9 protein-coding genes are annotated in these 15,875 nt (G+C 34.7%); all 9 read left to right on the top strand.

All coding sequences use genetic code 11. The features are described 5' to 3' along the window. Nucleotides 1-157 precede the first annotated feature (157 nt). The 9 genes from HYN56_RS19525 (at nucleotide 158) to HYN56_RS19480 (ending at nucleotide 15,871) form a co-directional block, all read left to right on the top strand. Complete coding sequence (locus HYN56_RS19525; RefSeq protein ID WP_109193713.1) at nucleotides 158-1,072, top strand: dihydrodipicolinate synthase family protein; 915 nt, start codon at nucleotides 158-160, stop codon at nucleotides 1,070-1,072. Nucleotides 1,073-1,138: 66 nt separating this feature from the next. Further along, nucleotides 1,139-2,722 carry an aldehyde dehydrogenase (NADP(+)) gene (locus HYN56_RS19520; protein ID WP_109193712.1) on the top strand — a complete coding sequence of 528 codons (1,584 nt, stop codon included), beginning with the start codon at nucleotides 1,139-1,141 and terminating at the stop codon, nucleotides 2,720-2,722. 2 nt (nucleotides 2,723-2,724) lie between these two features. Next, nucleotides 2,725-3,735, top strand: coding sequence for a 4-hydroxyproline epimerase (locus tag HYN56_RS19515; RefSeq protein WP_109193711.1), 1,011 nt, complete (start codon nucleotides 2,725-2,727; stop codon nucleotides 3,733-3,735). Nucleotides 3,736-3,976: 241 nt separating this feature from the next. Next, nucleotides 3,977-6,199, top strand: a complete 2,223-nt coding sequence (locus HYN56_RS19510) for a S9 family peptidase (protein WP_205727634.1) — start codon at nucleotides 3,977-3,979, stop codon at nucleotides 6,197-6,199. 38 nt (nucleotides 6,200-6,237) lie between these two features. Further along, nucleotides 6,238-8,022 carry a DUF885 family protein gene (locus HYN56_RS19505; protein WP_109193709.1) on the top strand — a complete coding sequence of 595 codons (1,785 nt, stop codon included), beginning with the start codon at nucleotides 6,238-6,240 and terminating at the stop codon, nucleotides 8,020-8,022. 19 nt (nucleotides 8,023-8,041) lie between these two features. Then, the gene (locus HYN56_RS19500) at nucleotides 8,042-9,292 is read left to right on the top strand and encodes an NAD(P)/FAD-dependent oxidoreductase (RefSeq protein ID WP_109193708.1); all 1,251 of its coding nucleotides are present in this window, start codon (nucleotides 8,042-8,044) and stop codon (nucleotides 9,290-9,292) included. A gap of 59 nt (nucleotides 9,293-9,351) precedes the next feature. Then, nucleotides 9,352-10,764 (top strand): APC family permease, encoded by a 1,413-nt coding sequence (locus HYN56_RS19495; protein ID WP_109193707.1) that lies wholly within the window; start codon nucleotides 9,352-9,354, stop codon nucleotides 10,762-10,764. Nucleotides 10,765-10,912: 148 nt separating this feature from the next. After that, nucleotides 10,913-12,493, top strand: coding sequence for a M61 family metallopeptidase (locus tag HYN56_RS19490; protein WP_109193706.1), 1,581 nt, complete (start codon nucleotides 10,913-10,915; stop codon nucleotides 12,491-12,493). 390 nt (nucleotides 12,494-12,883) lie between these two features. Next, nucleotides 12,884-15,871 carry a SusC/RagA family TonB-linked outer membrane protein gene (locus HYN56_RS19480; protein WP_109193704.1) on the top strand — a complete coding sequence of 996 codons (2,988 nt, stop codon included), beginning with the start codon at nucleotides 12,884-12,886 and terminating at the stop codon, nucleotides 15,869-15,871. Nucleotides 15,872-15,875: the final 4 nt, after the last annotated feature.

Below are 15,875 nucleotides of genomic sequence, written 5' to 3'. Positions count from 1 at the left end.
GAAAGATATGAAAATTAGTAAAAGATGAATTGAAATTAATCTAGTTTTTGTTAAAATCTTGCAAATGAGATAATATTGTATAGGTTTTTGATAATATTCCTAGATAAAATTTTTACCCCCCCTTGATACCTTTGAAATAAATAAAAACAAATAAATTATGAATATTCAATGGAAAGGGGTAATGCCAGCTGTTACCACAAATTTTACAGCTGAAGACACTTTAGATTTTAAAATGTTTGAAAAAAACCTTAATTATCAATTAGATGCTGGAATAGAAGGTGTTATTCTTGGAGGAACTTTAGGAGAAGCCAGTACACTTTTAGAAGAAGAAAAACAAGACCTTATTCTTGAAACAGTTCGTATAGTTGGTGGAAAGGTTCCTGTGATAATGAATATTGCAGAACAAACTACGCGCGGTGCTATTGAAGCAGCAAACAAGGCTGAAGCTAATGGAGCAAGAGGTTTAATGATGTTGCCTCCAATGCGTTATAAAGCGACCGATTACGAAACCGTTGAATATTTTACAGAAGTTGCAAAAAGTACTTCTTTACCTATTATGATCTACAACAATCCGGTTGATTATAAGATCGAGGTAACTTTAGATATGTTTGAAGAACTTTTAAAGCTGGATAACATTCAGGCTGTTAAAGAATCTACAAGAGACATTTCTAATGTAACCAGAATCATTAATCGTTTTGGAAGCAGATTAAAAGTCCTTACAGGAGTTGATACTTTAGGATTAGAAAGTTTACTAATGGGAGCTGACGGATGGGTTGGTGGTCTTGTAGATGCTTTTCCGGAAGAAACAGTTGCTATTTATAAATTAGCGAAAGCTGGTAAAGTTCAGGAAGCGTTGACGATTTACCGTTGGTTTTTGCCTTTATTAGAATTGGATATCAATGCACAATTGGTTCAAAATATTAAATTAGCGGAAGTGGGAACAGGATTAGGAACGGAATACGTACGTGCACCAAGGTTACCACTTATGGGAGCTGAAAGAGAAAGAGTTTTGGCTATTATTAATGATTCATTAAAAAATAGACCAACGCTGCCAGACTATAAAAGCCTGTAATAGAAAAGAAGTTTTTTAAAAACTTTTTTCAATTTTAGAATTACTTAACCAAATACTATAGAATACATGATTACTGGAAAAAATTACATAGGGAGTCAGTTGTCAGCCAGCGGCGATAAAACCTTCAAAACGTTTAATCCGCAGGAAAATACAGAGAATCTTTGGCAGTTTACTGAAGCAAGTAATGAAGAAATAGAATCCGCCGTAACTCTTGCAAGCAAAGCATTTTTGACATTTCAGAAATCTACGGGTAAAGAGAAGGCCTTATTTCTAAGAACAATTGCGGATGAAATATTGGCTTTAGGAGATAATCTCTTAGACGTTTATTGTCAGGAATCGGGTTTGCCAAGAGGCCGTGCTGAAGGCGAAAGAGGAAGAACTATCGGGCAATTAAATGCTTTTGCTGATTTAGTTGAAGAAGGTTCTTGGGTTGAAGCGGCAATTGACACTGCTATTCCAGATAGAGTTCCCTTGCCAAAGGTTGATCTTCGTAAAATGAAGCGTCCTTTAGGTACTGTAGTCGTTTTTGGATCCAGTAATTTTCCATTCGCGTATTCTACTGCCGGTGGCGATACAGCATCTGCATTGGCCGCTGGATGTCCGGTTATCGTAAAAAGTCATCCCATGCATGCTGGTACTGGAGAAATGGTAGCTTCGGCAGTAATTAAAGCAGCTCAAAAAACGAATATGCCGGAAGGTGTTTTTTCTAATCTGAACAGCAGCGGCATTGAAGTTGGGGTTACATTGGTAAAGCATCCTTTGGTTAAGGCAGTTGGATTTACAGGAAGTATAAAAGGCGGTCGTTCTTTATATGATTTAGCAGGACAGCGTGAAGAACCAATTCCGGTTTTTGCAGAAATGGGAAGTATAAATCCAGTTGTATTATTACCAGAAGCCTTAAAACAAAATGCTGAAAAATGGGCAGTGGCATGTGCTGGTTCTGTAACATTAGGTGCAGGACAGTTCTGCACTAATCCAGGTTTGATGCTCGGAATCAAAAGTGATGCTTTAAAAACGTTTACCGAACAGCTTGCCGTTGAGATTTTAAAGATTTCGCCAAGTTGTATGTTAAATCCGTCGATTTATAAAAATTATCAATCCAATAATGAACTGTTAAGTTCGCAAGACGGAATTGAAGTCGTAGCAGAATATGCTAAGACAGATAATCCTAATTACGCTTCACAAAAAATACTGACGGTTTCGGGCAAAATCTTTTTAGAAAATCCAGTTTTGCATAGAGAGGTTTTCGGGCCTTTTTCAATTTTAGTACAATGTGAAGACGAAATTGAACTGGTTGCGATTATTGAAAAATTAGAAGGACAGCTTACGGGCAGTATTTTGGCAGAAGAAAATGAAATTGAAAACTATGAAGAAGTAGTGGATGCTTTGGGTAATCGTGTCGGAAGAATAATCTTTAACGGATTACCAACAGGAGTAGAGGTATGTCCGTCGATGGTGCATGGCGGACCTTATCCTTCCTCATCAGATTCCAGGTTTACAGCAGTTGGAATTGGTTCCATTAAAAGATGGGTTAGACCTTTTAGTTATCAGAATTGGCCGAATAACAAACTTCCAGAGGCACTTCAAAATGAAAATCCGCTTGGAATTTCAAGATTAGTTAATAATGTTCAAACAAGAGATTCAATTTAAATATGGCTAGAAAAACTTTTTTTTGTGTAGATGCACATACTTGCGGTAATCCAGTTAGAGTAGTTGCTGGCGGTGGGCCAAATCTAATTGGTACCAACATGAGCGAGAAAAGACAGCATTTTTTAAGCCAATACGATTGGATTCGTAAAGGATTGATGTTTGAACCTCGCGGACATGATATGATGAGCGGCAGTATTTTATTTCCGCCAACGAATCCAGATAACGATTTTGGTATTTTGTTTATCGAAACTTCAGGCTGTCTGCCAATGTGTGGGCACGGTACAATAGGCACGATTACCATTGCAATTGAAGAAGGATTAATTAGTCCGAAAATTCCAGGAAAAATAAATATGGAAGCTCCTGCCGGCTTAGTAAAAATTGAATACAAGCAAGTTGGTAAAAAAGTGGAATGGGTTAAATTGACGAATGTTAAATCATATTTGGCAGCCGAAAATTTAACTGTAGAATGCCCGGAATTAGGCGAATTAACTTTTGATGTTGCCTATGGCGGAAATTATTATGCCATTGTAGATCCGCAGCAAAACTTTTCCGGAATTCAGGATTTTACCGCCAGTAAAATTGTGCAATACAGTCAGGTAGTGCGAGCACGAATTAACGAAAAATACCCAAACTTATTTATTCATCCTGAAAATGATACTATTAGAGATGTGAGTCATATGTTATGGACGGGCACACCTTTAGATCCGACTTCATCAGGTAGAAATGCTGTTTTTTATGGAGACAAAGCGATAGACCGTTCGCCTTGCGGTACAGGAACATCAGCAAGAATGGCGCAATTACATGCAAAAGGACTGCTTAAAAAAGGAGACGAATTTATACACGAAAGTTATATCGGAAGTAAGTTCGTTGGCAGAATAGAAGAAGAAACTGCAATTGACGATATTAAAGCCATCGTTCCCAGTATACAAGGATGGGCAAAAGTGTATGGTTACAATACCATAATCATTGATGAGGAAGACGATCCTTATGCACACGGATTTCAGGTTTTGTAATTCAATATTCCTGAATTAACCGTTCTTTATTTTTAAGTTTTTACAGCTTATTTTCAGTATCGTGAATAGGACTTTAAAACCTGATTTTGGCAGTTTAAAGTTCTATTGGCAAACTTATTTTTGTTTCTATAATTAAATAGGGAAGTTTCCTCGTATTCCAATAACTATGAAAAAGAATTTACTCCTTTTTGCCTTCTTTGTATCATTTCTGAACTGTAACCTATACTCGCAGATTAAAGAAATGATACCCTATCAGCCTTCTAAAACCGAGATTTTAGAACGATATAAAAAAGCTTTGTTATTGGATAAAGCAGTTAAAAATACCGTTTTCAAGACCAGTATAAGAGCACAGTGGCAAAGCGACGGAAAATCATTTTGGTATTCTAATGTTCTAAAAGACAGCATCATCGAATACATTTTGGTTGATGCCGGAAAAGGAACTAAAAATATTTTATTTGACGAACCAAAATTAAGAAATGCCCTAAGTTCAGTTACATTAATTAAAACTCCTCAAAAAAGTCTGGTTATTGATAGTTTAAATTATGATGCCAAAACAAGTTCTATAGCTTTAAAATATGATAAAAACTATTATCAGGTAAAGCTTTCAGATTATAGCATTCAAAAAATAAATTCCCTGTCTAAAGACAAAACAAAATATCCCAGTCTAAATCGGCAATGGCAAAGATGGAATTCTTTTCAGACAGACAGTATTTCTCCCAATAAAAAATGGCTGGCTTTTATAAAAGAGTATAATGTATTTATAAAGCCAATCGCTGGAGGAAATGAAATTCAATTCACAAAAGACGGCACAAAAGAAAAACCATACGGCTCCTTAGCCTGGTCACCAGATAGTAAATATGCGGTAGGTTATCATATTACGCCATTTACCGATTTGCCCGTTCATTATGTTTTAACTTCTGTAGCCAATACTACTCGAGGCGAATTACATTCCCAGCCTTATAAACAGCCGGGAGATCCTTTCACTACTTATGAAATGTATTTGTTTCATATCGAAAATCAAAAAACAACAAAAGTAAATGCTCCAATAATTGACTTTTTTGATGCGCCAGAATTGCATTGGAGAAAAGACAATCCAAATTACTTTACGTTTGAAAAAGTAGAAAGAGGCCATCAAAGATTTAGAATTTTCGAAGTAAATACCCAAACTGCCGAAACCCGTTCTGTAATCGATGAAAAGACCAATACTTTTATTTACGAATCCAGATTGTTTACGCATTATGGTAAAGAAAGCAACGAAATTGTAATGTCTTCTGAAAAAGACGGTTGGAGACATTTGTATTTAATTGATGCGATAACAGGTAAGGAGAAAAAACAAATTACAAAAGGAGAATGGGTTGTTCGAAGTGTAGACAGTATTGACGAAAAGAAAAGAGAAATTTGGTTTTCGGCAAGCGGAATGAATTCCAACGAAGATCCATATTATATTCATCATTATCGAATAGGTTTTGATGGAAAGAAACTTATTAATCTTACTCCTTCAAAAGGAAATCATCTGGTTTCTTTTTCGAAAAACAAACAATATTATGTCGATTCTTACTCAGAACCGAATGTGGCTACGATTATTGAACTTCATCGTACTTCTGATGGAAAAAAAATAATGGATCTTGAAAAATCAGATGCCACAGCTTATCTCGCTACAGGAATGTCTTTACCGGAACCTTTTCATGCGAAAGGGAGAGACGGAGTTACAGATATTTGGGGAATAATATGCCGTCCTGCAGATTTTGATCCTAATAAAAAATATCCTGTAATTGAAAGTATTTATGCAGGCCCGCAGGATTCTTTTGTGCCTAAAAATTTTATGGATCGCTACACAACTGAGATGCAGAGTCTGGCGCAGTTAGGATTTATAGTCGTACAAATTGATGGAATGGGAACTGCCAATAGATCAAAAGCTTTTCATGATGTCTGCTGGAAAAATTTAAAAGATGCCGGTTTTGAGGATCGTATTTTATGGATAAAAGCATTGGCTAAAAAATATCCTTATGTAGACGATTCAAGAGTGGGATTATATGGTACTTCTGCCGGAGGGCAAAATGCTTTAGGCGGTTTATTATTTCATCCGGAATTCTACAAAGCAGGAGTTGCCGCCTGCGGTTGCCACGACAATAGGGTCGATAAACAATGGTGGAATGAGCAATGGATGGGATATCCGGTTGGAGAACATTATAAAGAACAATCTAATGTGACCAATGCCAGTAAACTTACAGGAGATTTATTGTTAGTCATTGGAGAAGCCGATGAAAATGTACCGCCAGAATCTACTTATCGTGTTGCCGATGCCTTAATAAAAGCGGGAAAAACTTTTGAGTTTCTGCCTTTGCCAGGCGTTGGTCACAGTGATGGCGGGCCTTATGGAAGACAGATAAAACGAGATTTTTTTGTAAAACATTTATTAGGAGTTGATCCTCCAAGCCGAAACACTAATGAATTAAATCAATAATAAACGGAACTTATTTTAATTAAACCAAAAAACCACAAATGCTTAAAATAATAAAAAATAAAACCAGTTTTTTACCGAGATTATTGATTTTGATTGTTGTAAGTCCAATATCTCTTTTTGCACAGGATTCTGATTTGTATCTGCAAACGAGCGAAGTAAACAATACAATGGTGCATTATGAAGCCGATAAAGAAAGTATTATGCGGTTTTATGCCACCAACAGTAATGCTGATACTTTTGGTGTTCAGTATAATGAAAACAATTACAATACTCCAGAACGAAGAACTCGTCGGCTTCAATTAATTTCAGATTATAAAAAAGAACTCCAAAGTTTAAATTTTGATGCCATGAGTACTAATGGCAAAGTGGATTATATTTTATTTAATAGAAATTTAAACAACGAAGAATACGAATTACAACAGCAGCAAAAAGTATATGATAAGATTAAAATCTATTTTCCTTTTGATGAAAAAATTTATGGCTTAGAAAAACCACGCCGAAGAGGACTTAAAGTAAATGGAGAACTAGTTGCGAAAGAACTGGAAGATTTACGCAAAACCATCAAAGATCAAATCAAAAAAGTCGAGAAAATTGAAGGTTTGGATAAAGTTTCTTCAGAATTTGCTACTTCTCACGCAAAAGGATTACAGCAAATTTTAAAGAATTATTTTGACTTTTATAATGGTTACGATCCCTTATTTTCCTGGTGGGTTCCCAAAACTTACAGTGAAGTTGATGTTGCTTTAGGAGAATATGCTTTGCTTTTAAAGTCAAAAAGAAAAGATGCCAGTACTCAAAAAGAAGATGGAAGCGGTATTGTTGGAAATCCAATTGGCAGAGAAGAATTAATTCGTCAGCTGCAAACGGAGTTTATACCGTATTCTCCTGAAGAATTGGTGGCTATTGCGAATAAAGAATTTGCCTGGTGTGATGCCGAATTATTAAAAGCCTCTCGTGAAATGGGCTTTGGAGACAATTGGAAAGCAGCGCAAGAAAAAGTTAAAAACTCTTTTGTGGCACCTGGAGATCAACCGCAGGCAATGTTGGATTTATACAATCAGTCGGTAGATTTTTTAAAACAAAATAATCTTTTGACCATACCGCCAATTGCAGAAGAAAGCTGGCGCATGTACATGATGTCTCCCGAAGCGCAAAAAATTAATCCCTTTTTTCTAGGCGGAGAATCTCTTATTATTTCCTATCCAACAAGTACTATGAGTTATAGTGAAAAGATGATGAGCATGCGCGGTAATAATCCAAATTTTTCCAGAGCGACTATTCATCACGAATTAATTGCGGGACATCATCTACAACAATTTATGAGAGATCGATACAAAGCATACCGTCATTTTGATACTCCGTTTTGGGTGGAAGGAAATTCATTGTACTGGGAAATGCTGTTATGGGATTTGAAATTTCCTCAAACACCACAAGATAAAATCGGCATGCTGTTTTGGAGAATGCATCGCTGTGCAAGAATTATTTTTTCGTTAAACTATCATTTAGGAAAATGGAGTCCGCAGCAATGTATTGATTTTTTAGTTGATCGCGTAGGACATGAACGTGCCAATGCTGAAGGCGAAGTACGAAGATCATTTGTAGGCGGTTACAGTCCGTTATACCAAATTGCTTATATGCTGGGTGGATTGCAGTTTACTGCCTTAAAAGAAGAATTAGTCACAAGCGGGAAAATGACGTATCAGCAATATCATGATGCTATTTTGAGAGAAAATGCGATGCCAATTGAATTGTTGAGAGCATTATTGACTAATCAATCCTTGCAAAGAGATTTTAAAACCAACTGGAAATTTTACAAATTTTAATTAAGATACAAGCACATTTATGAAACAGGTAGTAGTAATAGGTGGAGGAATTATAGGATTGAGTTCGGCATTTTATTTACAGCAAAGTGGTTGTAAAGTTACTGTGATAGACAAAGATAATTTTGAAAACAATTGTTCTTATGGCAATTTAGGATATGTCTGTCCGAGTCACTTTATACCATTAGCAGCACCTGGAATTGTCTGGCAGGGATTCAAATGGATGTTTAATTCTAAAAGTCCGTTTTATGTAAAGCCTTCTTTTAATAAAGCATTATTGGATTGGGGATTAAATTTTGTAAAAAGTGCTACCGAAACAAATGTTGCCAAATCGGCTATTCCGCTTCGAGATATATCCTTATTGAGTCAGAACGAGTTTTTAGAGTGGAAAAAAATCCCAGGCTTTGAATTTGCTTACGAACACAAAGGAATGCTGGAAGTTTTTCAAACCGAAGCAGTTGCTAAACACGCAGAACATACTGTTTCTAAAGGAAGAGAATTAGGTTTAGATGTAAACTTACTGGATTATGAAGCGCTGCAGGCATTAGAACCTCAAACCAAAATTAATGCAATAGGAGCTGTGCAGTTCAATTGTGATGCACATGTTTATCCAAATAAATTAATGAAAGTTTTAAAGGAGCATTTAGTAGCAAATGGTGTTCAGTTTCAATCGGGAGAAACTGTGGTTTCATTTGAAAAAGAGAATAATGTTGTTAAAAAAGTAATTACTGATAAACAGTCTTATGAAGCGGATGAAATTGTCATTGCAACGGGATCGTGGACAAGAGAAATTGCGGCTTTAGTAAATGCCAAAGTATCACTAATGCCCGGAAGAGGATATTCGATAACACTAGAAAATTCTGATTATAAAGTAAATCATCCCATTATTCTGGCTGAAGGCAGAGTTGCTATAGCGCCTATGGATGGCAACAAAATTAGATTTGGAGGTACAATGGAGGTAGTACCTACAACTGAAAAGCCACAATATCATCGTATCAACGGAATATTAAATGCAGTTAAAGATTTCCTGCCGGAATTTGATATTCAAAAACCATCAGAAGAAGATATTTGGTATGGTTACCGACCATGTTCTGCAGATGGACTGCCTTATATTGGAAGAATAAAAAAATACAATAATGTGGTGGTTGCAACCGGACATTCTATGATGGGATTAAGTCTTGGCCCGGGCACAGGAAAATTGGTTTCAGAAATTGTAAACAGAGAAGCTACAAGTATGAATATTGATGCTTTTGAAGTAGAAAGGTTTGGGTAGATACAGCTTCTAAAAACAGATTTTCATTCAAAAACAAAAAAACAAAACAACAAGGAAATATGGAATCAACAACAGAAAAAAATAATTTCAAAAGATCATTAGGATTATTAGATGCTACCATGATTGTTGCGGGTTCTATGATTGGATCAGGAATTTTCATTGTTAGTGCAGATATCGTTCGTAATGTTGGATCGGCATGTGCTTTATTACTGATTTGGTTATTTACGGGCTTTTTAACCATTGCCGCAGCACTTAGTTATGGAGAGTTGAGCAGTATGTTTCCGAAGGCTGGAGGACAATATGTTTATTTAAAAGAAGCTTTCAATTCACTTACCGGTTTTTTGTACGGCTGGAGTTTTTTTGCAGTGATACAAACTGGTTCTATCGCTGCGGTTGGGGTTGCTTTTAGCAAATTTGCGGCTTATGTTTTTCCTTCGTTAAGCGAAAAAAATATTATCATAGATTTCAGTTTTTTACAAATATCAGCAGCACAATTAACATCAATAATTCTGGTTGTTTTTCTTACCTATGTGAATACAAGAGGCGTAAAAGAAGGAAAAATGATTCAGACTATTTTTACGCTCGTAAAATTAATTGCATTATTTGGACTTATCATTTTTGGTTTTAGTCTTGCTGCAAAAGCTGATATTTGGAAAGCAAATTGGAGCACAGGTTTTTCTATTAATAAATTAGATGGAAATACGTTGGTTCCTTATTCAGGATTTGCGGTTATGGGAGCTTTAGCAGCAAGTCTTGTCGGAAGTTTGTTCAGCAGTGATTCCTGGAATAATGTCACTTTTATTGCTGGCGAAATAAAAAATCCTTCTAAAAATATCGGAAGAAGTCTTTTCTTGGGAACTTTAATTGTAACCATCATTTATATTGCCACCAATATGATGTATTTGTCGGTTCTTTCTATAAATGAAATTGCCTATGCTGAAAACGATCGTGTAGGTGTGGTAGCATCGCAGCATATTTTTGGAAATTCAGGAACTTATATCATCGCCATATTATTGATGATTTCGACTTTCGGATGTAATAACGGATTAATACTTTCCGGAGCCCGCGTTTATCATACGATGGCTAAAGATGGATTGTTTTTTAAACAATTAGGGCATTTAAATAAAAATGGAGTGCCGGAAAAAGCACTATGGATTCAATGTATTTGGGCATCGGCACTTTGTTTAAGCGGCAAATACAATGAACTTTTAGAGTATGTAATATTTGTCGTTTTAATATTTTACATTTTAACCATTGCTGGAATTTTTAGACTTCGTAAAACAAAACCAGATTTAGAGCGTCCTTATAAAGCTATTGGTTATCCGTTTTTACCTTTTATTTATATCATTGCAGCTGTGACTATTTGTATTATGCTTTTGATTTACAAATACAATTCCTCGATACCGGGATTGGCAATTGTGCTTTTAGGAATTCCGATTTATTATTATTTCGTGAGTAAAGACAAATCTTAGATCTAACTATTGTTTAAAAGTTTTTTTGCCACAAATTACACAAATTAGCACAAATCGTTGTGTTTTAAAAAATATAATTCGTGTAAATCCGTGTAATTCGTGGCGAAAAAATACCACTTAATGAACATCTCTAAACTTTATTAATTGTATGAAACATTCATTAGCACAAAGCAAAAAAGGAAAGTCATTTGCTTTTTTACTTTTATCTTTCGTTTTTTTGGGAACTGCTCAATCTGTGGTTTCACAAACGAAATCTCCAGTTTTGCAATATGTAGTTTCGATGCCTGATCCTGAAAATCATTATTTTCATGTGGAATTATATTGCAGTAGCTGGCAGGAGGAAACAATTGATTTTAAAATGCCAAACTGGATGCCGGGTTATTATCAATTGATGCATTACAGTAAAATGGTAGAAAATTTTACTGCAAAGGTTAATAATAAAAATATAGCTGTAAAAAAGCTGAACGAAAACAGCTGGCAGATTAAGACGCCAAAGAATAAACCATTCACTTTAAGTTATGATGTAAAAGCCGATAAACAGTTTGTAGCCAATAGTTATCTGGATGCTTCACATGCTTATATAATTCCGAATAGTTTGTTTGTCTATATCGATGGACACATTAATACCTCTGTTTCTGTAAAAATCGAAGGAATAAAAAAAGACTTTAAAATCGCAACAGGCTTAGAACCAATTGCTGGAAAAACAAATGAATTTACAGCTCCGGATTTTGATATTTTATACGATTGTCCACTATTAATTGGAGATTTAGAAGAATTGCCTTCTTTTAAAGTTAACGGAATCCAACACCGTTTTATAGGCTATAAAATAGGCGATTTTGATAAAGTAAAATTTATGGACAATCTAAAAAAGGTTGTTGAATCGGCAGTAGCCATAATTGGAGATATACCTTATAAACAATATACATTTATAGGAATTGGCTCGGGGCAGGGTGGTATCGAACACCTCAATAATACAACGGTTAGTTTTGATGGTTCAGATTTGCATAAACCGGAGGCAATGAACAGAATGATGAGTTTTTTGGCTCATGAATATTTTCATCATTATAATGTAAAAAGAATCAGACCTTTTGAATTGGGGCCATTTGATTATGACAAAGGAAGCAAAACAAATCTTTTATGGGTAAGCGAAGGCTTATCGGTTTATTATGAATATCTAATTGTAAAGAGAGCTAGTTTGATAAGTGAGCAGACTTTATTTCAAAATTTAGAAAGTGCCATCAATGCTTTTGAGAATTCTCCAGGCAGATCATATCAATCTTTGACTCAGGCAAGTTTTGAAACCTGGAGTGACGGCCCTTTTGGTAAACAGGGAGAAAATGCAGCTAAATCTATTTCTTACTATGAAAAAGGACCTGCTGTTGGTCTTGTTTTGGATTTTGCTATTCGTAAAGCAACACAGAATCAAAAATCCTTAGATGATGTAATGCGTCTTTTATATTGGAAATATTATAAAAAATTACAGCGCGGTTTTACAGATGCTGAATTTCAGGAATCCTGCGAAAAGATCTCAGGATGTTCATTAAATAGCATTTTTGAATATGTTTATACCACAAAACCAATTGATTACAATAATTATTTAAAATATGCAGGTTTACAGCTGAATGAAAAATTAGATACCGTTTCAAATAGTAGAAAATTTTCTTTTCAGATTTTAGAATCAGCTAATGATAACCAAAGGAAAATATTGCGCAGCTGGTTAGAACAGTAAAGCTAGAATTAGAATATTTAAAAGCCCATCATAAATTAGTTTAATTAATTGTGATGGGCTTTTAGTTTTTGTCAATATCTCGATTTTTTGAATGAATCTTATTAAATGATTATTTTGAGTATTTAATATTGATGTTTTTTTAATGTATTTTGAAATTACATGCTTTTTGTTGTATGGAATTAACATATTTTTTTTGAATACCATTTTTTTTAATCAGTTTTGACTTAAAAAAGATAATAAGAGGATAATATAATATAGCTTTCGGATAAATTGTTGGCTTTCGTGAGATTGGTTATCATTTAACTTTACAAGTGTTTAAAATACACAATTAATATTAAGTGTATTAAAGAAGCATTTTTTAACTAAACAAAAACCAAAAACCAAAAAGCTATGAATTTTACTAACCATTCAGTATTGCAAAATTTTGGAAATAAACTGTTAAAGAAAAAACTGGGATTTACCATCTTTTTTCTTTTGACATTTTTAACTTCCGTTGCACAAACAAAGATTCAAGGTTCCATAAAAGATATTCATGGAGTTCCGATTTCAGGAGTCTCAATTATGGAAAAAAATACATCTAATAATGGTGTATTGTCAGATTTTGACGGTAATTTCCAGATGACACTTCAAAAACCAAATTCTAAATTGGTTGTTTCTTATGTCGGATTTGCATCCCAGGAAGTTACAGTTTCAGGTAATAAAGTAGATGTAGTGCTAATCGAAAATGCGGAGCAATTAGCCGATGTTGTGGTAGTCGGATACGGTACTCAAAAGAAATCGAGAGTTACAAGTGCTATTGCGAGTATCAAAGAAAAAGATTTTACGCGAGGAGCAATTAGAGATGCTTCGGACCTTATTAAAGGAAAAGTTGCAGGTCTAACCATTAGCAATGGTTCCGGAGATCCTTCTGCTGCACCCAATATTTCATTGCGTGGGGTATCTTCTTTAAAAGGAGGATCGGCTCCTTTGGTCTTGATCAACGGTGTACCTGGTGGAATCGATACGGTTTCTCCAAATGAAATTGCTTCTATCGAGGTATTAAAAGATGCGTCTGCTGCAGCGATTTATGGAACAAGGGGAGCAAATGGAGTAATTTTAATTACAACAAAAACAGTTAGTAAAGAGATACAGCCAACCCTAACATATTCTGCTTTTACGACTGTATCTAATTTTGCTAAAAAAGCAGACTTTTTGGATGCAGGTGCGTTAAGAAGTTTATTGGCTCAGGGTACTAAAATGCCTTTTACAGATGAAGGAGCAACTACAAATTGGCTGGATGAAATTTCAAGAAGCAGTTTTGCTCAAAATCATAATTTAGACCTTAAAGGTGGAACTGCTAAAACAAACTATGTAGTGAACTTAAATTATGTAGATCAAACAGGAGTTTTTAATGGTACGTTTAACAAAGAATATAGATTCTCATTTGATGTTAATCATACGATGTTTAATGATAAATTAAAAATTAATTTAAACTTATTGAATGGAACGCAAAAAATGGGAATTTCACCTGGTACAGCTGGTTATGCTTACAGACAGGCAATGATTAGAAACCCTACTGCTCCAGTTTATAATGCTGATGGCACATATGCAGAAACCAATAGATTTCAGTATTACAATCCGGTTGCAATCTTAAATGAAACAAAACAAGACAGACAAAGTACCTGGCAGAGGTTTACGGCTAATATTACTTTAGATTTATTACCGGGATGGGATGTAAGTGCTTTACTTGCCAAAAATAAAAATTCAGGTTTGGATGGATATTCTGAAACGAAAAAACACTATTCAAATACAATAAACGGTCGAAATGGAGTTGCTTCAAGAAGTACTGGCCAGACAGACAGAGACTTCGTTGAGCTTACTTCTAAGTATAATAAGAAATTAGATAAACACGAATTTACTTTACTGGGAGGTTACAGCTATCAATATACTGTCAATGAAGGTTTCTCAGCATCTAATTTTGATTTCCCAACAGACGCTTTTTCTTATAATAATTTAGGAGCAGGTAATGCACTTTCTGATGGAAAAGCATCTATGGCAAGTTATAAAAATGATGATAAATTGATTGGTTTCTTTGGAAGAGCTAATTACAACTTTAATAATAAATATGATCTTTTGCTTAGTATTAGAAGAGAAGGTTCTTCTAAGTTTGGACAAAATCATAAATGGGGTAATTTCCCGGCTGTTTCTGCTGGTTGGAGTATCAATAAAGAGTCTTTTCTTAGAGATGTGGCTGCTATAAACAATTTAAAATTAAGAGGAGGTTATGGTGTTACAGGGGTAATTCCTGGAGAATCGTATCTGTCTCAGACTTTATATAATTATGATGGTTATTTTTTTAATGACGGAAAATGGGTAAAAGGATTAGTACCCGCAAGTAATCCTAATCCGGATTTACGCTGGGAAAAAACAGCAGAGGTGAATGTTGGTGTTGATTTCGGATTTTTTAATAACAGAATTAGTGGAAGTTTTGATGTTTACAACAAAAAAACAAGTGATATGTTGTGGGATTATGCTGTTCCAACACCTCCATATTTATATTCTAGCATTACTGCAAATGTTGGAAAAATGGAAAACAAAGGTTTTGAGATTCTGCTAAATACAATTCCGGTTAAAACAGAAAATTTTATTTGGAATTCTTCTATGACTTTTTCACATAATAAGAATAAGTTGACAAGTCTTTCAAATGATTTATATAGTATTGATAGAAACTTTATTAATACTGGGGATACTGGTGACCCAATCTCTTTTACAACACATAGATTAGAAGTTGGGCAGTCCATAGGTAATTATTGGGGATTAAAATCGGTTGACATTACTACAGACGGAAAATGGATTATTGAAACTGCTGATGGAACCAGAAAAACATTGACACCGGATTTATATAACGATGCTAACAAACAGTATTTAGGTAACGGAATACCAAATTACGTTGCTGGTTGGACGAATACATTTACCTATAAAAAATTTGATTTAAGTATCGTAATGACTGGAGCTTTCGATTTTCAGATATTGAACTCTCAGCGTATGTTCTACGAAAATCCTACAATCAATTATAATATGTTGTCTTCAGCTTTTGATAAAGTATATGATAAAGCAGTTTTAAATTATAATCAAACATATGTTAGTTATTATTTAGAACAAGGAGATTATGCAAAGCTTGATAATGTTACACTAACTTATAATTTCGACGTTAAGCCTTATAAGTTTATCAGTGCAATGCGTGTATATGCTTCGGCAAATAATTTGGCAGTGATTACAAAATACAAAGGTTTGGATCCAGAGATTGCTAGAGACAATGTATTGGCGCAAGGATTGGATAACAGAGATAAATATCCAACTACAAGAGGTTTTACTTTAGGTTTAAATGTAACTTTTTAAAAAA

The sequence above is a fragment of the Flavobacterium crocinum genome, from assembly GCF_003122385.1.
Lineage (GTDB): Bacteria > Bacteroidota > Bacteroidia > Flavobacteriales > Flavobacteriaceae > Flavobacterium > Flavobacterium crocinum.
Note: the sequence above shows the minus strand (reverse complement) of the source record. Positions and strands in the feature narration are given on the sequence as shown.

Coding starts and splice junctions, on each gene's coding strand:
- HYN56_RS19495 (WP_109193707.1), top strand. CDS start 9,352: ATGGAATCAACAACAGAAAAAAATAATTTCAAAAGATCATTAGGATTA.
- HYN56_RS19500 (WP_109193708.1), top strand. CDS start 8,042: ATGAAACAGGTAGTAGTAATAGGTGGAGGAATTATAGGATTGAGTTCG.
- HYN56_RS19505 (WP_109193709.1), top strand. CDS start 6,238: ATGCTTAAAATAATAAAAAATAAAACCAGTTTTTTACCGAGATTATTG.
- HYN56_RS19515 (WP_109193711.1), top strand. CDS start 2,725: ATGGCTAGAAAAACTTTTTTTTGTGTAGATGCACATACTTGCGGTAAT.
- HYN56_RS19480 (WP_109193704.1), top strand. CDS start 12,884: ATGAATTTTACTAACCATTCAGTATTGCAAAATTTTGGAAATAAACTG.
- HYN56_RS19525 (WP_109193713.1), top strand. CDS start 158: ATGAATATTCAATGGAAAGGGGTAATGCCAGCTGTTACCACAAATTTT.
- HYN56_RS19490 (WP_109193706.1), top strand. CDS start 10,913: ATGAAACATTCATTAGCACAAAGCAAAAAAGGAAAGTCATTTGCTTTT.
- HYN56_RS19510 (WP_205727634.1), top strand. CDS start 3,977: ATGATACCCTATCAGCCTTCTAAAACCGAGATTTTAGAACGATATAAA.
- HYN56_RS19520 (WP_109193712.1), top strand. CDS start 1,139: ATGATTACTGGAAAAAATTACATAGGGAGTCAGTTGTCAGCCAGCGGC.